Here is a 24,029-nt window from a genome sequence, read left to right on the forward strand (position 1 = left end):
ATTGTCAAATTTATGCTTTAATAAAAATGTACTCTTAAAAAGGTTATAAAAAGAACATGGAAAAGCAAGTTGATATTCTTATCGTTGGCGCAGGTATCTCTGGTATCGGTGTTGCTGCACATCTTTCTAAAAACTCGCCACAACGTTCATTTGAAATTATTGAACGTCGTGCAAGCTTCGGTGGTACGTGGGATTTATTTAAATATCCTGGTATTCGCTCTGACTCAGATATGTCTACATTTGGTTTTAATTTTAAACCATGGCAAAAAGCCAATGTATTAGCTGATGGCGCATCAATCAAAGGCTATGTTGCAGAAGTTGTTGAAGAGTTTAAGTTAAAAGATAAAATTCATTTTAATCATCGTGTGCGTACTGCAAATTATGATTCTTCAATCAAAAAATGGATTGTAGAAATCGAAGATGAAAATCAAAAATTACAAACTTGGGTCGCAAACTTCGTAGTTGGCTGTACGGGTTATTATAATTACGATCAAGGGTATCAACCCGACTATCCAGGTAAAAATGATTTTAAAGGTGAATTCGTTAATCCACAATTTTGGCCAGAAAACTTAGATTACACAGGTAAAAAAGTAGTGATTATTGGTAGTGGTGCAACTGCCATTACTTTAGTTCCTGCAATGGCTAAAGGTGGAGCAGGTCATGTGACCATGTTACAACGATCACCGACTTATATTGCCTCTATTCCATCTGTTGATTTTGTTTATGACAAGATGCGTAAAGTTTTACCAGAAGATATTGCCTATAAATTGACTCGCGCACGTAACATTGGCATTCAACGTGGTTTATATGCTTTGGCACAGCGCCAACCAAAAATTGTTAGAAGTTTTTTACTGAATCGAATTGAACGTCAGTTAAAAGGCTCAACAACAGATATTAAGCATTTTACACCTAGTTATAATCCTTGGGATCAACGTCTATGTGTTGTTCCAGACAGTGATTTATTTAAAACCTTACGTTCAGGTAAAGCCAGTGTGGAAACCGATCATATAGAAAGAATCACTGAAACAGGTATTCAGCTCAAGTCTGGTAAGCATTTAGATGCAGACATCATTGTTTCGGCAACCGGTTTAGAAATTCAAATTTTAGGTGGTATTAAAGCTACTATTGATAATAAGCCAATGAATACCTCTCAACATATGTTGTATCAGGGTGTAATGGTCAGCGATGTGCCAAACATGGCGATGATTATTGGTTATATCAACGCATCATGGACATTGAAAGTTGATATTGCAGCTGAATATATCTGTCGTCTGGTCAATTATATGGACAAGAAAGGCTATGATGAAGTGATTCCTCAAGGTGATGCAACAGAGTTGATGGAAGATACTGTGATGGGTAGCTTAAGCTCGGGCTATATCGCACGTGCTGCGGATGTTATGCCAAAACAAGGTAAGCATGCGCCTTGGAAAGTGACCAATAATTATCTTGCAGATCGTAAAGAGCTTAAAAATGCCAAGTTTGATGATGGGGTTTTAAAGTTTCACAAACGTGAAGCGCAAACAGCAAAAAAGCCTAAACTGGTTTCCTAATTTAATTTAGAAATAAAAAAGGAGCATAAGCTCCTTTTTTATGTGATGATAAAATTTAATTATAAAAAGCTTGGCTACAGAAAAAGGAGCCGGAGCTCCTTGATCAGAACATTTCAATTATAAGGAGCGTGAAATGAGTTCTTTCATAATTTCATTGGTGCCTGCATAAATCCGATTTGCACGATTATCAATATATGCACGAGCAATTGGATATTCCATCATATAGCCATAGCCACCATGCAATTGTAGACATTCATCGACAACATTTGAAAATAGTTCAGAAATTTTATATTTTGCCGCTGCTGCAGCATCGACCCCTAAGCTTCCTTGAAGTTGTAATTCCATACAACGATCAAGATAAGCACGGCAGAAATCAATTTCTGTGCGCATTTCTGCAAGTTTGAAACGGGTATTCTGAAATGCACCAATCGGTTTACCAAAGGCTTTACGATCTTTGGTATATTGAACGGTATGCGCCAGTGCGGCTTCTGCACCCGCCTGACAAATAATTGCCACCAACATACGTTCCCAAGCCAACTCTTTCATTAGCATGATGAAGCCCATACCTTCCATACCCAAAAGGTTTTCTTTCGGGACTCGTACATCTTCAAAGAACAATTCACAAGTGTCTTGACCTTTCATCCCAATTTTATTGAGGGGTTTGCCTTTGGTAAATCCAGCACGGTCTGCTTCAACGATAATTAAGGATAGGTTTGCCGAACCTTTATCAGAATTGCCTGTTTTACAGACCACAATTGCCATATCACAAAGATAGCCATTGGTAATAAATATCTTAGAACCATTGATGACATATTCATCACCATCCAGAACGGCTGTAGTGCGAACACCTTGCAAGTCAGATCCAGTACCCGGTTCAGTCATTGCAATTGCAGTGACGGTTTCACCAGATGCCATTTTAGGCAACCAATGTTTCTTTTGCGCTTCATTACCAAAATTATTGATATAGTTGGCAACGATATCTGAATGTAGAGAAAAGCCAGTTGAAGAATCCATCGCATAGGCTTGTTCTTCAATTAAGATCATGCTGTATAGGCGATCTACTCCATAACCACCATATTCTTCAGGCATGGTTGCACAAAGTAAACCCAGCTCACCAGCCTTATTCCACAAGTCACGGTCGACATGTTGTTGTTGCTCATACTTTGCAATATTCGGTACAACTTCTTTTTCATAAAATTTTCGTACAGTTTCACGAAAAGCCTCGTGATCTGAATTAAATAATTGGCGTGGCAACATATTGCTTAGAGGTCGAATTGCACCTGATTGCATTTTTATAATATCCATATGAGTTTTAGTGAGTTGAAATTAGGTGAAATGTCGAATTGCCGCAATGAGATGAATGCTCAAAACTTATTTTTAAATGATGAATTTGGTCATTTCAAAGAATTTAGCGCGAAATTAATGTTGAATAAGGTAAACTAAGCCAGAACTGAATCATTGGGGTAAAAAATGTCAGAAGAAATGAGTTTAGAAGAGCGTAAGGTGATTTATCGCGCACGTCGTGGTCTAAAAGAGATTGATGTTTATTTTGACCCTTATGTAAAACAATATTACTTACAAGCGGATGCACAAGAAAAAGCCTTATTTAAAGAATTGGTTGATCAAGAAGATCCAGACCTACTCGATTGGTTTATGGAGGTTTCTGAACCACCACGTCCAGAGTTAAGAGTATTGATCAATAAGTTAAAACATTATGTTCATGGCTGAATCAAGTCAACATCAGCGATATGAATTAAGACCCAGTCGGATTGCACTGGGTTTTCAGCTTTTATGCCTAGCATTGATGTTTATTCTGTGGCTGAAAATTTTGAATATTTGGTTGTGTTTGTTGTTACTGTTGTTGGGATTACTCAGTTTAAAATGGTTGAGAAAACATCGGCAGGTAAAAAGTTTGGCACAATTGGATTTAGCTGAATGGGTGATTCAATATACGGATTTACAACAAGCAAAGCATGTGCAGATCAAACACATGATTGATCATAGTTTTTATGTTGTGGTGTATTTTAATGAAAAAAAACATGCGAATTTGATTATTTGGCAGGATCAAATGAGTATTTTGGCGTGGAAATCTTTGAAATCTCGGGTCAAACTTCAATAATTGTCTAACAAATATAAATTTTTAAAGTTAAATTTAATCCTGATAAAACAATTTCTTAATTAAAAAAATGGCAATCTAGTTCACATTGTTAGACCAAAAGGATAAAAAATTGTGCAATTCAGCAATTGTCTGACAATTATCTCTTCAAAAACATACTTCTACCTGTAAATTAAAAAAACCAACAGCGAGGAGGAATTTCCAAATGGGTGAAATTCATACGTTTTGGTTCTTAGTGGTTGCAATCATGCTTGCAATTATATTTGGAAGACTAGGAACTATGCTGAGGGAACAGATTGAAAAGGCTCACGATAACAAAGTTAACGCGAGTAAGTTTAAAACCAATAAGCTCTCTCAATAGAGTTTACCTTTTAATAAGTAGCATGTGCTGAACCGTCGCAATGCTACTTTTTTTTGCCTAAAATTTCTATAAAAAAAAGATCAGGTCAATTGAATACACAACGAAGTCTGTCAAATTGTTCAGATAGAATTAGAGCAATTACTCTTTTATTCAGAGAATGCATCTGATATTGTTATTTAAAAAGGATATAAACACAATTATATAGAGGACAGGAGTATGTCTAAGGCCCGTAAATTTGGTCAATTGATGCTGACCGCTGTGATTGCTTCGTCTGTATTATCAGGATGCTCATATGTCGTTAAATCAGGTGCCAATGTTGCACTTGGATTTAGTGAAAAGCATATCGTTCCACCAATTTTGGCGGGAAATGATACTGATATGGCTTGTAATTCTGGCAATGCATTAACTCCAGCAATCATGGCAACTAAAGATATGGGGGCAGATCCAACCCGTATGGCAGTATTACTCTATTCCGCTGCGGGAATGTGTGCAGAAAATCGCGCCTTGGATGCTGAACTCAGATATTTACGTGCTTCCAAAGACGGTAAAGTCACAGAAGCGCAAGATGCGCGTGTAGAACAAAAGCGCTGGGCAGCATTGGCAGCAGAACGCCAATACACGGGTTATCAGTTATTTGCAGAACGTTGGCAAGCCAAATATAAATATACCTTGGGTGACTCTTGTACAACCATGCGTAAGGACTTAGATCAAACAATCTATCTCATTGGTTTATTGAGTGGCTTGCAGGCTATGACCAATGATATTAACTCTGGCGGTGCAGTGAATGTGCCTAAAGATATTGCTGCAATTGTTGAACGTGGTATGACTTGTTTAGACAATAACAAATTCTGGGGTGCGCCAATGGCGACCCGTGCTGTAATTTGGATATTGTTACCAGGTGCAGGAGATGGTAAGCCAGATCCGACACAAACCTTACAACAATCTATGCAAATTGCAGAACAAAAAGGCGTTCGTTTGGCATTTGCAATGAATGCTGTGGCTGCTCAAGCCAGCGGTGATGACGCAAAATTGCGATCTGCGTTAAAAGCTTATGCTGCATCTCGTGCTGATGATAAGCCTGTTAACCCTGAATTTAGATTGTTAGATGGTATGGCAGGTCAGATGATCCAAGGTATCGCAGATCGTTACTGGACTGAAAATACAGGTGTACGTGCGCCAGATGATGGTATGTCTACTTTCTGGGATGAACAAGCTTCTTCTGGTGATGACGAGTTATTCAATGACTTACCTGCGCCAACAGAAGATCCTGCTCCATCTACAGAAGAACCCGCAAATAATCCATAATATTCATTTTCTTTCTAATGAATAGATTGGTTAGAATCAAAGAAGAGCAATAGCTCTTCTTTTTTATGGTGTCGCATGGTCCAACAGAAGCATAATGAGAATTTTTGGTTTATTGGTTTAAGCATCACTTTTTTTGCAGTTCTTCAGCTTTTTCAAAATGCCTTGATTTATCAATCAGACTTATTTCTGACTCAACCTTGGCGTTGGTGGACAGGGCATTGGGTACATGTGGGATGGATTCATTATGGCTTAAATGTGTTGGCTTTGGCATGTCTCCCTTTGCTATTTCCCAACATTCAACAAAAAGTCTTAATCTTATTATTGCTGGTTTTATCACCTTTACTCAGTCTTTGTTTTTACCTGTTTTATCCTCAGATTTTCGCTTATGCAGGCTTGTCAGGTGTTTTGCATGGTTTATTTATTTTTGGTGCAATTGTAAGTTTGCAACAACCGCATGAACGTAAATTTGCTGTATTGCTACTCTTACTCATCCTTGGAAAAATAGCTTGTGAATATCGCTTTGGCGCTCTACAAACAGAACAATTGATTGGTCATCCTGTATTGACGCAGGCTCATTTACTAGGTGTCATTTTTGGCAGTATTTGTTCAATTTTAACTTTGGTTTTTCATTTTAATGTTTTAAAGAATAAGTAATATTATAAGGGGAGACAAAAATATTAACTTCTTACAATTGATTAATTTTGATCTGCTTTTGTTCTTGATTCTTCAGGCATTCAGCGTATTTTAGTAAGAATAATAGATAAACACTGATTTTTTCTCATATTAAATTATAAATTTAGAGGTGAGTTGACAAAAAGGTCGCCAAAAAAATTAATCTTTGTCATGTTTTTTCTAGGAAAATTACGGCAAATTTAAGATGTACCGATAGGAATGGGTATTGGTAAAGGATTTTACCTCTGACCTAATAATAAAGATAAGTTATGCAAGCAATTGCATAGTGGTTTTAAAACTGGAATAACAATGCAAGAACCTGTAAATAATAGATCGGGATTAGGTCTACTCAGTTATCTCTGGAATGAGTGGTTCTCAACCTTTTCCATCCTTATTCTACTCCTGCTGACCTTGATTATTGGGACAGGGGATATGATCCATGGGCAAATGCTCCGTTTAGGCGAACGCCTGTATGGAGACGAAAAAATAGGAATGCAATATTCCTTTTTACGTGCCGAACCAAAACAACCTTCATGTGATCGCAATCTAGACATCGATAAGCTGGTAAAAGAAAAAATGCAACAGGAAGCCAGTGATCCTGATGCTGCGTTTTTCGGGTTAACACCTGAGGCAGATGTCCGAGCGTCATTTGTTTCAGCCCAGACTGATTGTGAACAAAAATATGCGTTCTATGATAAGTCAATGAAGCATATGGAAGATCATCCATCCATTCGTACTTATCGTTCAATGGAAACGGGCTTTTTCTGGATATTGAAATGGGGCTCTGAACATCGCGTCCTGATTTTAATTTTGATGGTGGTGATTGCTGCAATCACAGCATCATTAAAAATGCATCATATTGGTTTACGCCCTGCACGAACCAAACTTGATTTTAAAGTTTATAACGTTGCAATGGTGCTTGGTAATGCATTGCTCAGTTTCTCGGTAATTAGCCAGTATCGTTCCGTACAAAACTCAGGTGTAGAATCTACACTGGAAACCATCGGTGTCTACTGGTTGTGGATGATTCTATTTACCGTCCTCACCGTGATTAGCCTGTATAAATTATTCCGCACACCTGAAACAGCCGAAGAAGGTGGGAATTTTGGACTAGCACTGCTCAGCATTCCTTTATATGCCTTCATGGCGATTGTAACGGGTATTGCCTTTACATTCTTTATGGACTATCCAATGGGACAAGGGATTTACCTTGGCTTATTGACTGAGTTCTCTAATATCTTCCTGAACTTAGCGCTGTTCATTTGGGCGGGGATGTTACTGACTCAAACCCGAGTCATGGACTTGTTCTTGGCGATTTTACGCCCTTGGAACTTGGCGCCAGAAACATTGACTTGGATCATTTTGATTGGTGCTGCAATTCCTACAGCCTATACTGGCGCATCGGGTATCTTCGTTGTTGCCGCGGGTGCGATCATCTATAAAGAAGTATGGAATTCTGGTGCACGCCGTCAATATGCATTGGCTGTTTCAGCAATGTCAGGTTCATTGGGTGTGGTATTACGTCCATGTCTGTTGGTGATTTTAATTTCGATGCTTGATAGCCGCCATGTCACTTCTGATGAATTATTTGATCACGGTATCTATGTATTCTGGTTAACTGCATTTATTTTCCTCGGGGTGTCATTGTTCCTTGCAGAGAATAAATTCCGCATTAACTCACCAAAAGTTGCAGTTCCAGGTATGTTGCGCGCATTTTTACCTGTGATCCCATATATTTTGATTGTTGCAGTTGTGATCGGCTTCTATAAGTTCGGTTTAGACACGCAAATGGATGAGTTTACTGCACCTGTTATTCTTCCAATCATGCTGTTGGCATTTATTTTGTTTGATAAATTATTTGGCAATAAATTACCAATTCCGGAAAATCCAAATAAAGCACTTGCACTGGAACATGAAAAGAATTCAGAGTACTTACGTGAGCATGGAGATACCGCAGAAACTAAGCGTGGTTTCCGCAGTGCGATTCGTTTTGCGACCTCTGAGAGTGTAGGACATATTGGTGCACTGATTATCCTGATGGCATTGTCTGCAAGTGTGGGTGGTTTGATTGAGCGTAGCGAAATCGTGACCATGGTTCCAACGCATCTGGGCAGTATCTTGGTAACGCTTGGCTTTATGGCGTTATTGCTTGCAATGATCGGGATGACAACAGATCCATTCGGTGCGGTGATTCTTGTTGCTGCAACGATTGCGCCAGTTGCATTTGATAATGGTATCCATCCAATCCACTTCTGGATGATTGTATTGGTTGCATTCGAGTTCGGTTATGTGACGCCACCAGTTGCACTGAATCATTTGCTGACGAGGCTCTCTGTGGGCGATGCTGAAGTCGCCGCCGCTGACGCTGAAGCGAAAGCAAAATATACCAGCTTCTATTATCGTTATGAGCGTTGGATCTTACCAATCGTGGTCTTGTTCTCTGCCTTAATGATCGTGACCTATGCACCTTACTTATTTAATCTATTTGATTGGTATAGTGCGAAGTAATGACCACAATTAAAAAGCGCCTTAGGGCGCTTTTTTTGATGGTATGTATTATGTGGAGAAATTACAGCTTTTAAGTGCTGATATATTTGAGCAAAAAAGTTAAAGCGAACATTTATAAATAGCTGTAGTCGATATGTCGATGATTGTGCTAAAACTTGATGACCGTGTTTAGAGTGAGTCAGACTGAAATTGTTGAATATATTCACTGGGCGTTAAACTGGTCTCTCGTTTAAACATGGCACTAAAAGCACTTGCACTGTCATAACCTAAATCTAAAGCAACATTGAAAATTGACTTATTCATTGCGAGATCAATCATTGCTTGCATCAAGCGGGCTTGGCGAACCCAATGACTAAAATGCATTTGGGTTTCTTTTTGAAAATGTCGTGTAAGGGTTTTGGGGCTGATATGCAAAAGTGCTGCGGCATGTGCTAAGCTCCAATCCTGAGCCAGATCATTTTTAATAGCAACGCAGAGTTTTTGCAGTTTAATATTTTGCGGTTCGGGCAAATTAAAAGGCAGTACATTTAGTAGAGCCACTTCATCTAAAATCAACTCAAGTAATCGCTGCTCTCGACTGTGTGGCTGAATTGGGCTTTGAATCTGCATGACATGACGAATCAACTCTTTGAGCAGGGGAGAAATACTCACGACACGACAATGATTCACCAATTGATCACGTGCATCAGGCTCGATAAATACGCCATAGGCTTGTACATCACCACTGATGTGTAAGGCATGAAGCTGATAGGCAGGAATCCATACACCACGTCCAGGAGGTGTAACCCAAGTTCCCTCTGTGGTTTGTACTCGAATTACACCCGTAAGCGTATGAATGAGCTGAACTCGATCATGGCTGTGCCAATCTTCTACATGACCGTGACTATAGTTTTCTGTAAATGCATATACAGGATAATCTAAAAATCCATGATCGTAATTATTGCCCAACGACCTACCCCCATATTTGAATGTTTGGTTTTATTTTCAACATGACCCTGTGCCTATCATAAATAAAATGTCCTTTTCTCGATAATTTTTGTCATTTTGTCGTACAAGCCCGAAATCAATATTTTTTAACATGATTGCTTCTTTCTGTATAGGCAGAAGCTTATGTTCCAAAAAGCATATTTCTATCCCTTGTTTGCCATTTTGTTTTGGGCTGGAAATGTCATTGTGTCCAAAATGGCGAGTCATGCGATTTCACCGATAGCGATTACATTTTATCGATTGGTCTTTGCATTGGCTGTGATGAGTACTTTTGTTCTGATTCCGACATGGAAAAATCGTAAAGTCATTGCTCAATACTGGAAGCACTTGGCTTTAGGTGGCTTTCTATCAGTCTCATTATTTCAGTTTTTATCTTATCAGGCTGCTGCTACCACGACTGCAACCAATATGTCGATTGTCACAGCGCTGATTCCCTTATTGACAATTATTTTAAGTACTTGGATTTTAAAAGATCAGATGAGTTATGGTTTGGTGATCGGGGGCTTATTATCTTTTTATGGTATTTTGTACTTATTGAGTCATGGACATATTGCTCAGGTGTTTACTCAACGTATGCATCTTGGTGATGCCTTGATGCTTATTGCATCAATCGGTTATGCGCTATATGGTGTTCTGTTAAAGCGTTGGAAAATGCCGATCCCTGCTTGGCAAGCAAATTTTGTGATGTCTACTTTTGCAATCCTATATGTTTTACCTTTTTCCATTTTTTTACCTGCTTCTCAAATGCAGTTGAATCAACACACCATTCCTTTAATTTTATATGCCAGCATTTTCTCGTCTATTTTGTTGTCTTATTTATGGATTGAGGGGGTAAGGCATTTAGGACCGAATAAGAATAGTATTTTTATGAATTTATTGCCGATTTTTACTGCTTTAATTGCAGTGGCGTTGCTCGGAGAACAGCTGCAAGTTTTCCATTTGGTTGGTGGTGGTCTGACATTGTGTGGAATTTTATTGGCACAAATGATGCAAAAACCGATTCAATGGGGCAAACGAAATAAACAGTCACTCGACTCACTTTAAATGTATTTTATTGACCATAAAAAAGCCTAAACAGTGTGTTTGTTTAGGTTTTTATGAATCCACCGCTTTATTGCTTTTGAGTAGCAAGTTGTTGTTCTAATATTTTAATTTGCTCTTCTTTCAACTTAATCAATTGATCTGCATCCGCATGTTGAGAGGTGAGGTTCTGCTGTTGATCATCCAATTGTTTTTGAATGTCTTCTAACTTGGCAACTTCCTCTTTTGCCAAACTGGCATTCTCTGGGACTTTATCTTTTAAAATCGTTTCATTGACTAATTCCACATTGGCTGCAGAAGCGCTTTGCTCAGCGGGCTGTGCGGTAACTGGAGCAGTTTCTGGTACTTTTTTGGTAGGTGCAGTTTGATGAATTTGCTCATTATTTTGTGCCGTTTCAGATGAATGATTCAACCAGAAAAAACCTGCAATTAATAAAATAACCGCTATTAAGCCACCTGCAATGATCCACATTAATTTTGAATTATTTCTTTCTTCTACATACATTTTATAAGATCCAATTTATTTTGAAGAGCGAGGCTTGAATTGAATCACCCCAATTTCATCAGGTATGGCTGGCTCTTCAGGCGCATCTACATGAGTAGGGCGATTTTCAGAGTAACCACACTCGATGCATTCAATCCATTCAGCATCGCCTTGGGTGAGCATTACAATACGATCCATCGCTTCACATTTCGGACATTTTGCACCAGCAATGAAACGACGTTTAATATTCATACACCCACCACACTTTAAACAATTTTGACCGTTAGTTTAAGCGTTTTTTTAGCTATTCGTCCAACCTTGATGACGCAATAATGCATCTATTTTTGGCTCACGACCACGGAAATTGATAAATGCGTCAAGTGCTGTATCTTTTCCGCCAACTGCAAGAATTGCCTTACGAAATTCTTGACCAGTCTGGGTGTTAAAAACACCTTCATTTTCAAAACGGTCAAAAGCATCACTGGCTAAAACTTCAGCCCATTTGTAGGAATAATAGCCTGCAGCATAACCTCCTGCAAAAATATGACTGAACCCATTTTGGAAACGGTTATAAGGTGCAGTCGCTAACACTGCATATTTATGTCGAATATCATCTAAAGTCGCTTGGATCTGTTCTGCATTCAGTGCAGGAGTGAGCTTGTGAATGGTTAAGTCAAATAAAGCAAATTCGATTTGACGTAACGTTTGCATACCTGATTGGAAGAAACGTGCATCCAACAATGCTTTAAGCAGGTGATCGGGCAGTGTATCTTTAGATTCGATATGTTCACTGATTAAAGCTAAACTTTCACGGTCCCAAGTCCAAAACTCCATAAATTGACTTGGTAATTCAACTGCATCCCAAGCCACACCGTGTGTTCCTGCAACTGCGATATTATCCACTTCGGTTAACATGTGATGTAAGCCATGACCAAACTCATGGAATAAGGTATTCACTTCATCATGTGTTAATAACGCAGGTTGATTACCTACAGGAGGGGTGAAATTTCCAACCATATAGCAAATTGGTTTTTGTAAACCTGTTTCGGTTTGCATACGTGACCGGAAGCCACTCATCCATGCACCACCACGTTTACCATTGCGGGCATAAAGGTCAAAATAGAATCCACCTATTACAGTCCCTTGATCTTCTAGCTCATAGTAGTGTGCATCTTTATGCCAAAGTGGAGCTTCACGCTCAATCACTTGGATACCATACAAGCGTTTTACAATATTGAATAAGCCTTGAATGACTTTAGGTGCAGGAAAGTAAGGTTTTAAATCTTCTTGAGAAAGATTGAACTGTTGAACTTTAAGTTTCTCAGAATAATAGGTACTGTCCCAGGCTTTCAGTTCATCGATACCATCTTGTTGGGCGATGGCTTTGAGTTCATCAACTTCTTTTAATGCTGGAGTGCGCGCATGTTCTGCTAAATCCACAAGAAATTGATCTACAGTGGCAACATCGGGTGCCATTTTTGATGCAAGTGAATATTCAGCATAATTGTCAAAACCTAAAAGCTTTGCCATTTCCTGACGTAAGCTCAGGATTTCAACCATGACCGGCGCATTGTCAAACTGTGTGTCAATTGCTTGATCAGATGCACGTGTTACGTAGGCATGGTAAAGCTCTTCACGTAAAGCCCGATCATCAGCATAGGTCATGATCGCCAAATAGGATGGAATATCTAAAGTAGCAACAGGTTGGTCTAACTCACGTTGCTGTCCATATTGTTTGAGCAATTCGATGCTACTTTGCGGTAAACCTTTTAACTGTTCTGTCGTTAAAACTTTACTATATGCTTGGGTCGAGTCTAAAACATGATTTGAAAAGTCTGACGAGAGTTGTGATAGACGTGCTGAAATTTCAGCATAGCGTTTTTTGGCTTGACCTTCTAAAGCGACACCTGAAAGCTTAAAGTCTCGAAGCGCGAGTTTAATTGCACTCTGTTGAGCTGCTGATAAGTCAGCAAAAATTGAGTTGTCATAGACATTTTGATAAGTCTGGAACAAAGCAACATGTTGACCAAGCTGAGTGTAGTATTCGCTGAGGCTTGGTAATAAGGCTTGATACACTTCGCGTGTTTCGGCATTGTTCATGACCGCATTGAGGTGTGACAAAATTCCCCAAGATTCACTCATATTGTTTTCAAGTGTATCTACCGTTTCAATCACGGTAAGTTGTTGCTGAATCGTTTCAGGAACTTGAGTCAATTCATTTAAAAAGTTTTGACCATTTTGAATGGCTTGTTCAATATTGTGTTGAAGTTGATCTAGGGTGATTTGATCAAATTGGGGGATAGGCAAAGTTGCCTTTTCTAATGTCATATGCTTTATGCCATATCAATTCTAAAGTTATAGATAGATGTAGGGCTTTTAAGTGGCGAAATCAAGGTATAACAATAAAATTAACACAGTGCTTAGTCTAACTGTTTGGTTTTGATGTTGTATTCAAAAGGTACAGAAAACGGTCCAGCATCGAAACTAATGCCTAAAATATCTTTGTTCAGATAAAAACCATCTGCTTTTTTTAGATCAATGATCTTTCGATCTTCTGCATAGTCTCGATATAGATATTGCAGATCTGCGCTGTCACAAGTCTCAGCGATTGCTGATTTTTGTTGCTCAATACATGGATCAAGTTGTTTGGCAATTTCACTTGAAATTTGGCTTGCGGACAATTGATATTTTTTGAGTAATTGTGGCAAAGTCACGAATTGTTTCTTTTTTAAATCGATCACATAGTATTTTTCACGATAATAACTTCGACCACCTTCAATCTCTAAATGGATATGAATACTTAAATAATCGTGATTTTGATAAACCTGCTCTGAACTAAAATCAATTCGAGATGTTTCATCTGCTAAAAGTTCTTGCTGGATCTGTTGATTGATTTTTTCAAAGCCTTTGCCTTGGATAAAAGGAATAGTTCCTGAAAAGTTTGTGTATTTTGAAGGAATCGTTTGAGTTTTAAAGGTGATGGTTTCAGCAGAAGCTACACAGCTGAGTAACAGTGTTGCAAGTGACATGGTGGTTTTAATTTTCATAACTTTGCTTCTTGGGCTATTCTTATTTAATAATTATAGAGTAAACGCATATTGAACATTTCAATTTTAACGAATGGAATCATCCGTGACTAAATACTTTAATGTGAGTAATTAAAGAGCCTAATGGTGACTCAACGACAATAAGTTGAGTCGGAATTTCTTGCTGATCCTTAAATTTGTTATAGAAATCTTCTGAAATGCAGAGATTTAGAAATTCATTAGAATGATCATTGATACCCAATTGATAATTACACGTGAAAAAATTACGGCGATTTGATTTATAAATGGTATGTGTTTGAACATTTATCAGTTTCTGTTCTCCCAAAAGTGAGGTATATGCTATAGGAACAATTCCAGAAACTTGGCAATCAATAAAAAAGAAAATAAGTAGGGGTAACCATAATAAATTAAAAGCTTTTTCTGGATCATAAATTATATTTAAAGGATCAATTTGTTTGATATTTTTTCTAAAAACATAAATTAAAATTGTAGCAATTATCGTGAGTACTGCACAAAGCACCAATAATGCAATATCTAACTTAGGGTTAAGTAAAAAGCTTGCATTTGATTTAACCCAGATCGCACTGACGAGCATATAAATATAGATCAAACAAACAATAGATTTTATATTTTTATTTTGCATATTTTGAATGATAAAGTGACTCAATTAATCAAAAGAAGCCTTACAAAGTAAGGCTTCCTAAAAAATTATTCATCTTTTGCTTTCGCATTCGACTTTTTCTTTTTTACCTTTTTCTTCACTTTATCTTTAGTCTTTGTTTCAGACTTTGTTGAAGTACTTTTTCCAGATTTTTTACTGTAAGAGCTGGGTTTTCCTTTGGCTTTTTTCTTTCGAATGGGGCGTTCTCCATCTTCACTGACATTTGAACGATCAGATTCAGATTTAGCTTTGTTTGGACGCTCAGAGAAAACTTCTTCTTTTGCTGTTGGTTTTGCAACACGTGGAGCACGACTGCGAATCGCACGACCTGCATGAGACAGTTGTTGCAACAACTCAAAATCAATCTTACGCTCATCCAGATTGACGCCAGCAACCTTAATCTTCACCTCATCACCTAGACCAAAAACTTGTCCACGATTTTGTCCAATTAAAGTTTGGCTCATTTGATCGTAAACAAAATAATCATCGCCTAGCTGGCTGACATGCACCATACCATCGACATACAAGTCTTTTAAGGTGATGAATAATCCAAACTCAGCCGTTGCGCTGATTACACCAACAAACTCTTCACCCAAATGCTGTTGCATATAGTGACATTTCAACCATGAGGTGACAGAACGAGAAGCTTCATCTGCACGACGTTCAGTTGCAGAGAAATGTTCACCTGCATCTTCTAACGCCGCACCTGAAAGTGGATACTTTTTGTTGGTTAAACTGGCTTTAATCGCACGATGTAAGAGCAGGTCAGGGTAGCGACGAATTGGTGAGGTAAAATGAGTATATGCTTCATAAGCCAAACCATAGTGACCTACATTTTTTGGTCCATAATAAGCTTGCATCATTGAACGTAACAACACTGCATGGATACTTGGCGCATCAATACGATCTTTGGTCGCTTCAATAACAGCTTGATAGTCCGCCTGTGTCGGCTGATCAGGAAATTTAAGACCAAGTAACTTGACGAAGTCTTTGACTTTCTGAATTCGAGAAAACTCTGGTGCCTCATGTACGCGGTATAACATTGGTACATCATTTTTTAGACAATATTCTGCTGCGGCAACGTTGGCGAGCAACATACATTCTTCAATCAGTTTGTGTGCAACATTTCGAGTGCGCGGTAAAATCTCTTTAATTCCACCTAATTCATCAAAGGTCATATACGTTTCAACGGTTTCAAATTCCATTGCATGACGCTGTGCACGTAAACCTTTTAATGTTTCATATAATTGGTAAAGTGTATTGACAGATTTACGCACATCACGATCTTCAGGAATCGAATTGCTGTCGCCATCTAAGTATTGTGCAACTTGAGTGTATGTCAATCTTGCTTTTGAATGCATCACCGATGGGTAGAATTCAAATTTGGTTACACGACCTGCACGGCTGAGATTTAAATCACAGACCATACATAAACGGTCAACATGTGGATTTAAAGAACATAATCCATTTGATAACGCTTCAGGCAACATGGGCAATACATAATGAGGGAAATACACGGATGTACCGCGCTCTTGTGCTTCATCATCTAAAGGTTGACCGATTCGCACATAATGGCTGACATCGGCAATAGCCACGACTACACGATAACCACCACCTGCACGCTTTTCAGCATAAACGGCATCATCAAAATCACGAGCATCTTCACCATCAATGGTGACTAGTGGCAAATCACGTAAATCTATACGCCCTTGTCGATCTTTTGCTGAAGGTTCTTTATAAGCTTCAGCCTCTTTGATGACTTCTTCTGGGAATTCATAAGGTAAACCATATTCTAAAATGGTTTGTGGGATGATAATTTCAGTATCTGCTTTATCCGCCATGGACTGAATCACATGACCTGTGGCAAATTCGTCCCGTGTAGGATAATCATCAATTTCTACACGTAAAGCATCACCCACTTTGGCTTTGGCATGCTCAATGAGTTCTTTTTCTAAGGTAATGGGTTGATGTGCATTAGGATTGGCAGGTTGTATAAAGTACTCACCATCAAATTCTGCAACTTTACCAATCAATTGCTTCACTCGGCGTTGAGTCACTTCGGTGATATATCCCCAAGCTTTACCTTTACGGTCTACAGAGGTTTGCTGAACTTTTACTCGGTCACCATGAAAGACTTGGCGTAATTCACGCTCAGGTAGCAAGTATTCATCTTTTTTACCATCCAGACTGGCAACCCCTAAGCCTTTTGCATTGACATAAACTGTGGCATCAAGGGTCGGTTGATCTGCCATGAGTTGATATTTAAAACCATCTTTCATCAACTGACCATCACGTACCATTGCACTTAAACGATGGCTTAAAGCATCTATACTTTTTTGATCGACAATTTCAAACAGTTCTACAAGATCGGCATGTGACAATGCTTCTTGTTTTTGCTCAATGATTTCTAAGATCAGCGTACGACTTGGAATGGGATTGTCGTAACGCTCAGCTTCAGCTTTGGCTTCAGGATCGACCCAATTTTTCATGATGTATTTGGTTTCTAGTCAGAAGATAGGATTAGCATAAGACATACCGTGCAATACTGCACGTAATTGATTGCAATATTGTGTTTTTAATTTGGTTTTTTTAGAAATTGGGCATGTTTTTTAAGATGATGAATATTTTGCAGCATAAAAAAACAACAAAATGATGAAAAACGCTTAAAAAGTATTTAATTGAGTAAATTTCTCTATTTTTTTTAATATCATCACTTGCCGAATCGGGTTTAACTTTGTATTATGGCGGCTCGTTACGGTGAGATGGGTGAGTGGCTGAAACCACATCCCTGCTAAGGATGCATACGGGTAACTGTATCGAGGGTTCGAATCCCTCTCTCACCGCCAACGATTACTTATGACGCGCTCATAGCTCAGCTGGATAGAGCACTTGGCTACGAACTAAGGGGTCGGGAGTTCGAATCTCTCTGAGCGCACCAATAAGTTAATCAACATGTAACGAATGCCTTTAGGCAACACAAGTATTGCGCTCATAGCTCAGCTGGATAGAGCACTTGGCTACGAACTAAGGGGTCGGGAGTTCGAATCTCTCTGAGCGCACCAACTTGAACATCTTCGGATGGTAAATCAACCGCTTCATTGCGGTTTTTTTGTGTCTGTAATTTGATAAACTAAAAAAAATAACTTAAGAAAATTATCTATGCAGAAAATTTGTGACTTATATATTCCTCATATTTTGGATGATTATTCACCTCTAGAATATTTACATATCTTGGAACCACATTTTACATATGACCCAGAGAAAAGTTATCAAGGATATTTGAATGTTAATGTTCGCCGTATAACACTAGTAAATTTTATTACAGAATTCCGAAAACGGAAAATGCAAATTTATAATGTTCCAATTCAGTATCGAGATCAGGCAAATTTATCAATAGATCAAGCATTTGAATATGCATTAAAAGCAATAGATTTGGAAAATTATCACATAACTAAAACGAGTTTTATGGGAATGGATTCTCCTGTTGTTTGGCGATTTCCGTTGTCTCATTTATTTGAGGAAAAAGCGGGTGCAGGGATCAGTGTGGATAAATTAGATGGTCATATTTGGACAATGGAAGAAATAGAAGAATATGATTATGATTTTAATAATTTTTTATAGTTTATTAAAAGAAATTCTTTGAGTTTGTTTTTAGGTTTTTGATTTATCTTTTATGATTCAATGTTAACAAATTGGACCACATCAGCATCTAAATCATTTCGCATATTCTCTTCTAAATATAGTTCAACAGAAAGCGCTAAGTGAGAGTAAGCTTTAACCTTTTTTAGGTTAGGATTTTTTAGGAGTTGAGGATAAAAATTTAACATTTTGATTAAAATCGAGTACACATTTTGAGTATCTGATTCTTCCACCATCGCAAATAAATCATCAAGTCAAGAATTACATATTCTTGACTTTGACTTTTTAAGAAATCTAGAAATAATTGGGAAAGCTGTAGTGCTTCATAACTAAAGTGGATCCCTGTCCCAAAATATTTCTGAAAATTATAAATAGTATGCAAGTAGTTGTTTTATAGTTAATAATATGAATATTTACCCTCTATTTGAGATTCGTAAAGATGGATATTTTCTTTAGAAAAGAGTGCTAACCAAAATAAAGGAATTAAATTTTTGATGCAAAGCCAAGCGCACTAACATCATTGAAATCACATTTAGGAGAAGGACTATTTGAAAAATACAAAGTAATACAACAGCTCATTTTTAATATAGTGGCTAAGAGTTATTTAATTAATAAAACTATAAAAGTTAAGTAAAGTGTACACCTCTAATTGCATTTAAATCTACGCGTCTATTCTTGTCGCGAAGTAAGTTGTCTAAGCCCAATTTCCAAGCTAAAAACTTTAAAATGGTAACAAGAATATTGGCTTTGAAGGGATCACATGACAGCATATACAGACGGATACTATATCTATGAGCATGTGGATTTCATTTGCCATTTTAATTTACAACAATGTGATGGCTGTAATCGAACCTTGACAGGTTTTGTCTATGAACTGCAAATTCAAAGCTTGGACAATGAGTCTGTGATTTTTTGTACCGCATGTATGGAGCAATTGGAGTTGGTGAACGTGGATTAATTACTTTAAATCTTGTGCTTTATTGTTCTGATTATCCCCCCGATATTCTCTATAAAAAATCAACGACGGACCATTATATTTATCGAAAAGCTTATCTGATAATCATATTTATTTAGAAAAAAATATCGCTGTAAGATAGTTCAAAATCATTTTTTCTGCTTTAGCACATTGCATAAAATAATTATTCTGGATGATTTCTTTGAATTGGCAATATATCTATAGTGTGATGCCTCAGTTTGTTTCGGCAACGCTGACGACACTTAAAATCTCAATCATCAGCATTATTCTCGCCATCTTGGTGGGTTTAATATGCAGTATTTTGATGACTTATCAAGTACGTGTATTCGACAAAATAGCCAAAGTTTATATTGAGCTATCTCGCAATACCCCCTTATTAATTCAGCTTTTTTTCCTTTATTACGGTTTACCCAAATTAGGAATCAAAATCGATGGATTTACCTGTGGTGTGATCGGTTTGACCTTCTTAGGTGGAAGCTATATGGCGGAAGCGTTTCGGGCAGGATTGCAATCAGTTGCCCAAGGGCAAATTGATTCAGGGGAAAGTATTGGTCTGAATCGAGTGCAAGTCTTTCAATATGTCGTTTTCCCCCAAGCCCTATCCGTTTCGATTCCTGCAATTGGGGCAAACTGTTTATTTCTGATTAAAGAAAGTTCAGTCGTCAGTGCAATCGCCGTGGTTGAATTACTATTTGTCACCAAAGACTTGATTGGTATGGACTATAAGACCACAGAAGCATTGTTTCTGCTGATCCTGTCCTATCTGATTATTTTAATGCCTGTCTCTATTCTTACCAGTTATCTGGAATACCGTAGTCGGAGGGCAAGCCATGGAGTTTGATTATCTCTTTCAAACAAGCCACCTTGTTCGGTTGTTTGAAGGGCTATGGGTTACTGCCAAAATCGCCTTCATTTCTGTATTTTTCTCGGCAATTTTTGGCACTGTTTTGGGGGTGATCATGACCTCAAAAAATATTCTGATTAAAGCAATTTGTCGTCTGTACTTAGAGGCGATACGCATCATCCCTATTCTGGTTTTACTGTTTGTTTTCTACTTTGGTTTTGCAACATGGTTTAACTGGCAATGGTCAGCAGTGTTGGTTTGCATTGTTGTTTTTGTTTTGTGGGGAACTGCGGAAATGGGTGATTTGGTCCGAGCGGCAATCACCTCTATTGATCAGCATCAAAAGGATGCTGCCTATGCACTGGGTTTGAGCCCAATACAAACTTTGAGTTTTGTGGTTTTTCCATTGAGCCTTAAACGTGTTACGCCTGGTGCAATCAATTTGTTTACCCGTATGATCAAAACCAGTTCCTTGGCTGTCCTGATCGGGGTGGTGGAAGTGATCAAAGTTGGACAACAAATTATTGAAAACTCGCTGTTGGTTGTACCCAATGCCTCGCTGTGGATCTATGGTTTGATCTTCTTTTTATATTTCCTCATTTGCTATCCCTTATCTCGTTTGGCAACACATTTAGAAAAAGTTTGGGAGTCACGATGACTTTGTTATCTATACAACAATTACAGAAATCATTTGCAGAAAGTCATATTTTACAAGGCATAGATTTGGACGTAAAACAAGGTGAGGTTGTGGTGGTTCTGGGTCCTTCAGGATGCGGAAAAAGCACTTTGTTGCGCTGTATTAATGGCTTGGAAAAGATCCAAGGCGGTCAGATCTATTTAGAGGGTTCGGGAGTGTTAGGGCAGGATTTACCATGGGTTGATGTACGTCAAAAAATTGGCATGGTGTTTCAAAACTACGAACTTTTTGGACATATGAATGTGATTGATAACATTCTGTTAGGACCCTTAAAAGTTCAGAAACGTCTTCGCATAGAAGCAGAAAAGGTTGCGGATGAATTATTAAAGCGGGTCGGATTATATGATCGCAAGCAGGATTATCCACGACAACTTTCGGGTGGTCAAAAACAACGTATAGCAATAGTGCGCTCTTTAGTCATGCAACCCCAAGTGATTTTACTGGATGAGATTACAGCGGCTTTAGATCCAGAAATGGTGCGAGAGGTTTTGGATGTGGTGTTGAAACTTGCCCATGAGGGAATGACCATGTTGATCGTGACACATGAAATGTCGTTTGCTCGAAAAGTCGCAGATCGTATTATCTTCATGGACAAAGGCAAAATTATTGAACAAGCCACACCTGAACAGTTTTTTCAGCAGCCACAAACTGAACGTGCGAAAGCATTTTTAAATATGTTGAATTATTAGCAAATCGATTTAGAAATAATAACGAGGAAGTATGGCTTTATCTTATTTAACACAATCTCCGAATTTTTTAAAAATTTCCACGGCTGTTCGAACATTGGGTATCGCACTATGTGTGGGAATAATGACTGCTTGTAGTCCCTCATCAGAATCACAGCAATCGATCACGCAGGATCAACAAAAGGATCAATCTTTAGAAAAGATCAAGCAGAAAGGAATTTTTCGAGTTGCCGTTTTTGCCGATAATCCACCATTTGGTTATGTGGACAGTACGGGTAAACCACAAGGTTTTGATATCGCTTTAGCAAAAAGAGTGACCAAAGATATGCTTGGGGATGAAAATAAGATTGAACTTGTGGTGACTGAGGCTGCAAACCGTGTGGAATTTTTAAAATCAGGTAAAGTGGATGCCGTATTTGCGAGTTTTTCAGTCACACCAGAGCGTAAACAAGTGGTCGATTTTGCTCAGCCTTATTTAAAGGCAGCCTTGGGTATCGTATCGCCTAAAGCTAAGGTGATTACAGATATTCACCAGCTCGAAGGTAAAACCTTGATCGTCAATAAAGGTTCAACTTCTGATATTTATTTCACCAAGAACTATCCAAAAATTAAATTATTAAAGTTTGAACAAAATACCGATGCATTTAATGCCCTTAAAGATGGTCGTGGTGATGCTATTTCGCAAGACAGCACTTATGCCTTGGCATGGGCATCGGAAAACCCAACATTTACTGCGGGGATTCAACAAATTGGAAACCAAGATTTTATTGCACCAGCCGTAAAAAAAGGTGATACGCAACTTTTAGCTTGGTTGAATCATGAAATTTTAAGCTTACAAAAAACGGGCGAAATTCAGAAAATTTACGATCAAACCCTACAACCCGTTTATGGCACAACCATAGATTCCAAAGTCTTTTTGGATGTCACACCGAAATCATAGTTGAACAAAACATCAAAATAACGATCGCTTAAATATCAAAATAGAGCAGAGGATAATGAAATGAATATATCGCTTAAACAGTTCACTCATTTACTGGCGGCATCCGTATTGAGCTTGGGTTTGGTGGCGTGTAATAAAAATACAGCTAGCACTGACAAAACGGTCGAACCTGAGCAAACAGCGACAAACAGTATTGAACAGATTAAGAAAAATGGGGTTGTTCGTATAGGTGTATTTAGTGATAAACCACCTTTTGGTTATCTCGATGCACAAGGTAAAAATCAAGGCTTCGACGTGGAAATTGCCAAGCATGTTGCCAAAGACTTATTGGGTGATGAAAATAAAGTTCAGTTTGTTTTAACTGAGGCGGCTAATCGTGTTGAATATTTAAAAGCCAATAAAGTGGATATTATTTTTGCCAATTTCACTGTGACACCTGAGCGTCAGGAAGTGGTCGATTTTGCTAAACCTTATTTAAAGGTTTCTTTGGGAGTGGTTTCACCTAAAGCCAAGCCGATTACAGATCTGGCTCAATTAAAAGGGCAAACCTTGTTGGTCAATAAAGGCACTACAGCAGATTCATTTTTCTCTAAATCCCATCCTGAAATTAAATTACAGAAATATGAGCAAAATACAGAAACTTTTGACGCGTTGAAAGATGGTCGAGGTGTCGCACTGGCTCATGATAATTTATTGGTTTTGGCTTGGGCAAAAGAGAACCCAAATTATACAGTAGGTATTACCAGCTTAGGTCAGCATGATTTAATTGCACCTGCAGTGAAAAAGGGCGACAAAGCACTTTTAGATTGGTTAAATCAAGACCTCGAAAAATTATCTAAAGCAGGTGTAATCCAACAAGCCTATGAGAAAACACTCAAACCTGTCTATGGCGACAGCATCAATCCAAAAGATTTGCTGGTGGAGTAATGTCATCATCAGGTTCTACGACTGAAAAAGCTTAGCACGTTGAGTACAAGGGAAGCATTTTGCAACTAAGAGATTTTTTTGACGAAAGTATCTTGTGCAAGAATCTGCTTTCCTTGTTTTGTCATGGGTTGCATAAGTGCTAACTCTTCTCCTGTATGTTGATCTATCAAAATAGAGTGGGGTTGATTGTGATCAAATAAAAATTGTTCGCCCCATTGTCTGAATGCAACCACAATTGGAAATAAGGCAATGCCTTGTTCTGTTAATGCATATTCTAAATAAGCAGAGCCATCTGAAGCAGGTTGAGTTTTAAGAATTTGCGCATCAACTAATTTGGTCAAACGATCGGAGAGAATGTTTTTGGCAACATTTAAATTTTTTTGGAAATCGCTAAAACGCTTAAGACCATCAAAAGCATCTCTAATGATCAGTAAGACCCAACGATCTCCAATCAACTGTACTGAACGAGCCACAGGGCAGGCTTGGTATTTTTCTTGATTCATTTTATTTACACGTCATCAAAACTAAGACTATAAAACCAGTTGCAATTTAAAACAAGTTTAAGTAGTTTTAATCTGGTTGCAAATT

Annotated in this window: 23 protein-coding genes and 3 tRNA genes; 17 read left to right on the forward strand and 9 right to left on the reverse strand. The window is 38.1% G+C overall.

What is annotated here, in order from left to right; all coding sequences use genetic code 11:
- The first annotated feature begins 56 nt into the window (after positions 1 to 56).
- Positions 57 to 1,550 (forward strand): flavin-containing monooxygenase, encoded by a 1,494-nt coding sequence (locus tag I9192_RS02450; protein WP_004825174.1) that lies wholly within the window; start codon positions 57 to 59, stop codon positions 1,548 to 1,550.
- Between the two features lie 117 nt (positions 1,551 to 1,667).
- On the opposite strand, the gene I9192_RS02455 is transcribed toward I9192_RS02450, so the two are convergent.
- Positions 1,668 to 2,840 carry an acyl-CoA dehydrogenase family protein gene (locus tag I9192_RS02455; protein ID WP_005034122.1) on the reverse strand — a complete coding sequence of 391 codons (1,173 nt, stop codon included), beginning with the start codon at positions 2,838 to 2,840 and terminating at the stop codon, positions 1,668 to 1,670.
- 180 nt (positions 2,841 to 3,020) lie between these two features.
- On the opposite strand from I9192_RS02455, the gene I9192_RS02460 reads away from it, so the two are divergent.
- From I9192_RS02460 to I9192_RS02480, 5 genes are all read left to right on the forward strand, one after another.
- Positions 3,021 to 3,278, forward strand: a complete 258-nt coding sequence (locus tag I9192_RS02460; protein ID WP_004825172.1) for an FAD assembly factor SdhE — start codon at positions 3,021 to 3,023, stop codon at positions 3,276 to 3,278.
- A complete protein-coding gene (locus tag I9192_RS02465) occupies positions 3,271 to 3,669 on the forward strand; it encodes a hypothetical protein (RefSeq protein ID WP_004825170.1) in 399 nt (132 codons plus the stop codon). The genes I9192_RS02460 and I9192_RS02465 overlap by 8 nt, the downstream gene beginning before the upstream one ends.
- Positions 3,670 to 4,243: 574 nt before the next feature.
- The gene (locus I9192_RS02470) at positions 4,244 to 5,332 is read left to right on the forward strand and encodes a hypothetical protein (RefSeq protein ID WP_005034120.1); all 1,089 of its coding nucleotides are present in this window, start codon (positions 4,244 to 4,246) and stop codon (positions 5,330 to 5,332) included.
- 75 nt (positions 5,333 to 5,407) lie between these two features.
- The gene (rrtA, locus tag I9192_RS02475; protein WP_200150088.1) at positions 5,408 to 5,986 is read left to right on the forward strand and encodes a rhombosortase; all 579 of its coding nucleotides are present in this window, start codon (positions 5,408 to 5,410) and stop codon (positions 5,984 to 5,986) included.
- Between the two features lie 327 nt (positions 5,987 to 6,313).
- Positions 6,314 to 8,512 (forward strand): TRAP transporter large permease subunit, encoded by a 2,199-nt coding sequence (locus I9192_RS02480; protein WP_004825161.1) that lies wholly within the window; start codon positions 6,314 to 6,316, stop codon positions 8,510 to 8,512.
- 168 nt (positions 8,513 to 8,680) lie between these two features.
- Here I9192_RS02480 and I9192_RS02485 read toward each other — a convergent pair whose 3' ends face one another.
- Positions 8,681 to 9,460 carry an AraC family transcriptional regulator gene (locus tag I9192_RS02485; RefSeq protein ID WP_200150089.1) on the reverse strand — a complete coding sequence of 260 codons (780 nt, stop codon included), beginning with the start codon at positions 9,458 to 9,460 and terminating at the stop codon, positions 8,681 to 8,683.
- Between the two features lie 162 nt (positions 9,461 to 9,622).
- Here I9192_RS02485 and I9192_RS02490 point away from each other — a divergent pair, with 162 nt between their 5' ends.
- Positions 9,623 to 10,543, forward strand: coding sequence for a DMT family transporter (locus tag I9192_RS02490; protein WP_005034113.1), 921 nt, complete (start codon positions 9,623 to 9,625; stop codon positions 10,541 to 10,543).
- Between the two features lie 67 nt (positions 10,544 to 10,610).
- Here I9192_RS02490 and I9192_RS02495 read toward each other — a convergent pair whose 3' ends face one another.
- The 6 genes from I9192_RS02495 to rnr all read right to left on the reverse strand — a co-directional run bounded on the left by I9192_RS02495 (position 10,611) and on the right by rnr (position 17,224).
- Positions 10,611 to 11,045 carry a hypothetical protein gene (locus I9192_RS02495; RefSeq protein WP_005034111.1) on the reverse strand — a complete coding sequence of 145 codons (435 nt, stop codon included), beginning with the start codon at positions 11,043 to 11,045 and terminating at the stop codon, positions 10,611 to 10,613.
- Positions 11,046 to 11,060: 15 nt separating this feature from the next.
- Entirely contained in the window at positions 11,061 to 11,270 is a 210-nt protein-coding gene (locus I9192_RS02500; protein ID WP_171064900.1) for a YheV family putative zinc ribbon protein, read from the reverse strand.
- 54 nt (positions 11,271 to 11,324) lie between these two features.
- On the reverse strand, positions 11,325 to 13,352 hold the full coding sequence (locus tag I9192_RS02505) for a M3 family metallopeptidase (RefSeq protein ID WP_005034109.1): 2,028 nt from the start codon (positions 13,350 to 13,352) through the stop codon (positions 11,325 to 11,327).
- A 92-nt stretch (positions 13,353 to 13,444) separates the two neighbouring features.
- A complete protein-coding gene (locus I9192_RS02510; protein WP_005034106.1) occupies positions 13,445 to 14,071 on the reverse strand; it encodes a hypothetical protein in 627 nt (208 codons plus the stop codon).
- A 79-nt stretch (positions 14,072 to 14,150) separates the two neighbouring features.
- Complete coding sequence (locus tag I9192_RS02515) at positions 14,151 to 14,714, reverse strand: hypothetical protein (RefSeq protein ID WP_005034104.1); 564 nt, start codon at positions 14,712 to 14,714, stop codon at positions 14,151 to 14,153.
- Positions 14,715 to 14,779: 65 nt separating this feature from the next.
- Positions 14,780 to 17,224 carry a ribonuclease R gene (gene rnr, locus I9192_RS02520; RefSeq protein WP_026040254.1) on the reverse strand — a complete coding sequence of 815 codons (2,445 nt, stop codon included), beginning with the start codon at positions 17,222 to 17,224 and terminating at the stop codon, positions 14,780 to 14,782.
- 264 nt (positions 17,225 to 17,488) lie between these two features.
- On the opposite strand from rnr, the gene I9192_RS02525 reads away from it, so the two are divergent.
- From I9192_RS02525 to I9192_RS02570, 10 genes are all read left to right on the forward strand, one after another.
- Positions 17,489 to 17,578: transfer RNA gene (locus tag I9192_RS02525), tRNA-Ser, on the forward strand.
- 15 nt (positions 17,579 to 17,593) lie between these two features.
- Positions 17,594 to 17,670, forward strand: a tRNA-Arg gene (locus tag I9192_RS02530).
- A 47-nt stretch (positions 17,671 to 17,717) separates the two neighbouring features.
- Positions 17,718 to 17,794, forward strand: a tRNA-Arg gene (locus I9192_RS02535).
- 97 nt (positions 17,795 to 17,891) lie between these two features.
- Positions 17,892 to 18,353 (forward strand): hypothetical protein, encoded by a 462-nt coding sequence (locus I9192_RS02540; RefSeq protein ID WP_005034002.1) that lies wholly within the window; start codon positions 17,892 to 17,894, stop codon positions 18,351 to 18,353.
- A 778-nt stretch (positions 18,354 to 19,131) separates the two neighbouring features.
- Positions 19,132 to 19,329 carry a hypothetical protein gene (locus I9192_RS02545; protein WP_004825146.1) on the forward strand — a complete coding sequence of 66 codons (198 nt, stop codon included), beginning with the start codon at positions 19,132 to 19,134 and terminating at the stop codon, positions 19,327 to 19,329.
- A 199-nt stretch (positions 19,330 to 19,528) separates the two neighbouring features.
- Positions 19,529 to 20,188 carry an amino acid ABC transporter permease gene (locus I9192_RS02550; RefSeq protein ID WP_010590763.1) on the forward strand — a complete coding sequence of 220 codons (660 nt, stop codon included), beginning with the start codon at positions 19,529 to 19,531 and terminating at the stop codon, positions 20,186 to 20,188.
- Positions 20,178 to 20,849 carry an amino acid ABC transporter permease gene (locus I9192_RS02555; protein ID WP_005033993.1) on the forward strand — a complete coding sequence of 224 codons (672 nt, stop codon included), beginning with the start codon at positions 20,178 to 20,180 and terminating at the stop codon, positions 20,847 to 20,849. The genes I9192_RS02550 and I9192_RS02555 overlap by 11 nt, the downstream gene beginning before the upstream one ends.
- Entirely contained in the window at positions 20,846 to 21,577 is a 732-nt protein-coding gene (locus I9192_RS02560) for an amino acid ABC transporter ATP-binding protein (protein ID WP_004825143.1), read from the forward strand. The genes I9192_RS02555 and I9192_RS02560 overlap by 4 nt, the downstream gene beginning before the upstream one ends.
- Positions 21,578 to 21,608: 31 nt before the next feature.
- Positions 21,609 to 22,514, forward strand: a complete 906-nt coding sequence (locus I9192_RS02565) for a cysteine ABC transporter substrate-binding protein (protein WP_005033991.1) — start codon at positions 21,609 to 21,611, stop codon at positions 22,512 to 22,514.
- A gap of 60 nt (positions 22,515 to 22,574) precedes the next feature.
- On the forward strand, positions 22,575 to 23,441 hold the full coding sequence (locus I9192_RS02570; RefSeq protein WP_005033989.1) for a cysteine ABC transporter substrate-binding protein: 867 nt from the start codon (positions 22,575 to 22,577) through the stop codon (positions 23,439 to 23,441).
- A 65-nt stretch (positions 23,442 to 23,506) separates the two neighbouring features.
- On the opposite strand, the gene I9192_RS02575 is transcribed toward I9192_RS02570, so the two are convergent.
- Positions 23,507 to 23,944, reverse strand: coding sequence for a winged helix-turn-helix transcriptional regulator (locus I9192_RS02575; protein WP_005033986.1), 438 nt, complete (start codon positions 23,942 to 23,944; stop codon positions 23,507 to 23,509).
- Positions 23,945 to 24,029 lie beyond the last annotated feature (85 nt).

Origin of the sequence: Acinetobacter bereziniae (assembly GCF_016576965.1) — a bacterium.
Classification (GTDB): Bacteria; Pseudomonadota; Gammaproteobacteria; order Pseudomonadales; family Moraxellaceae; genus Acinetobacter; species Acinetobacter bereziniae.

Excerpts from the sequence above, each read along its gene's own strand:
- I9192_RS02540 (WP_005034002.1), top strand. The coding sequence starts at position 17,892 with ATGCAGAAAATTTGTGACTTATATATTCCTCATATTTTGGATGATTAT.
- rrtA (WP_200150088.1), top strand. The coding sequence starts at position 5,408 with ATGGTCCAACAGAAGCATAATGAGAATTTTTGGTTTATTGGTTTAAGC.
- I9192_RS02460 (WP_004825172.1), top strand. The coding sequence starts at position 3,021 with ATGTCAGAAGAAATGAGTTTAGAAGAGCGTAAGGTGATTTATCGCGCA.
- I9192_RS02470 (WP_005034120.1), top strand. The coding sequence starts at position 4,244 with ATGTCTAAGGCCCGTAAATTTGGTCAATTGATGCTGACCGCTGTGATT.
- I9192_RS02575 (WP_005033986.1), bottom strand. The coding sequence starts at position 23,944 with ATGAATCAAGAAAAATACCAAGCCTGCCCTGTGGCTCGTTCAGTACAG.
- I9192_RS02510 (WP_005034106.1), bottom strand. The coding sequence starts at position 14,071 with ATGAAAATTAAAACCACCATGTCACTTGCAACACTGTTACTCAGCTGT.
- I9192_RS02515 (WP_005034104.1), bottom strand. The coding sequence starts at position 14,714 with ATGCAAAATAAAAATATAAAATCTATTGTTTGTTTGATCTATATTTAT.
- I9192_RS02450 (WP_004825174.1), top strand. The coding sequence starts at position 57 with ATGGAAAAGCAAGTTGATATTCTTATCGTTGGCGCAGGTATCTCTGGT.
- I9192_RS02465 (WP_004825170.1), top strand. The coding sequence starts at position 3,271 with ATGGCTGAATCAAGTCAACATCAGCGATATGAATTAAGACCCAGTCGG.
- I9192_RS02545 (WP_004825146.1), top strand. The coding sequence starts at position 19,132 with ATGACAGCATATACAGACGGATACTATATCTATGAGCATGTGGATTTC.
- I9192_RS02480 (WP_004825161.1), top strand. The coding sequence starts at position 6,314 with ATGCAAGAACCTGTAAATAATAGATCGGGATTAGGTCTACTCAGTTAT.
- I9192_RS02455 (WP_005034122.1), bottom strand. The coding sequence starts at position 2,840 with ATGCAATCAGGTGCAATTCGACCTCTAAGCAATATGTTGCCACGCCAA.
- I9192_RS02570 (WP_005033989.1), top strand. The coding sequence starts at position 22,575 with ATGAATATATCGCTTAAACAGTTCACTCATTTACTGGCGGCATCCGTA.
- I9192_RS02495 (WP_005034111.1), bottom strand. The coding sequence starts at position 11,045 with ATGTATGTAGAAGAAAGAAATAATTCAAAATTAATGTGGATCATTGCA.
- I9192_RS02505 (WP_005034109.1), bottom strand. The coding sequence starts at position 13,352 with ATGACATTAGAAAAGGCAACTTTGCCTATCCCCCAATTTGATCAAATC.
- I9192_RS02490 (WP_005034113.1), top strand. The coding sequence starts at position 9,623 with ATGTTCCAAAAAGCATATTTCTATCCCTTGTTTGCCATTTTGTTTTGG.
- I9192_RS02565 (WP_005033991.1), top strand. The coding sequence starts at position 21,609 with ATGGCTTTATCTTATTTAACACAATCTCCGAATTTTTTAAAAATTTCC.
- I9192_RS02555 (WP_005033993.1), top strand. The coding sequence starts at position 20,178 with ATGGAGTTTGATTATCTCTTTCAAACAAGCCACCTTGTTCGGTTGTTT.
- I9192_RS02560 (WP_004825143.1), top strand. The coding sequence starts at position 20,846 with ATGACTTTGTTATCTATACAACAATTACAGAAATCATTTGCAGAAAGT.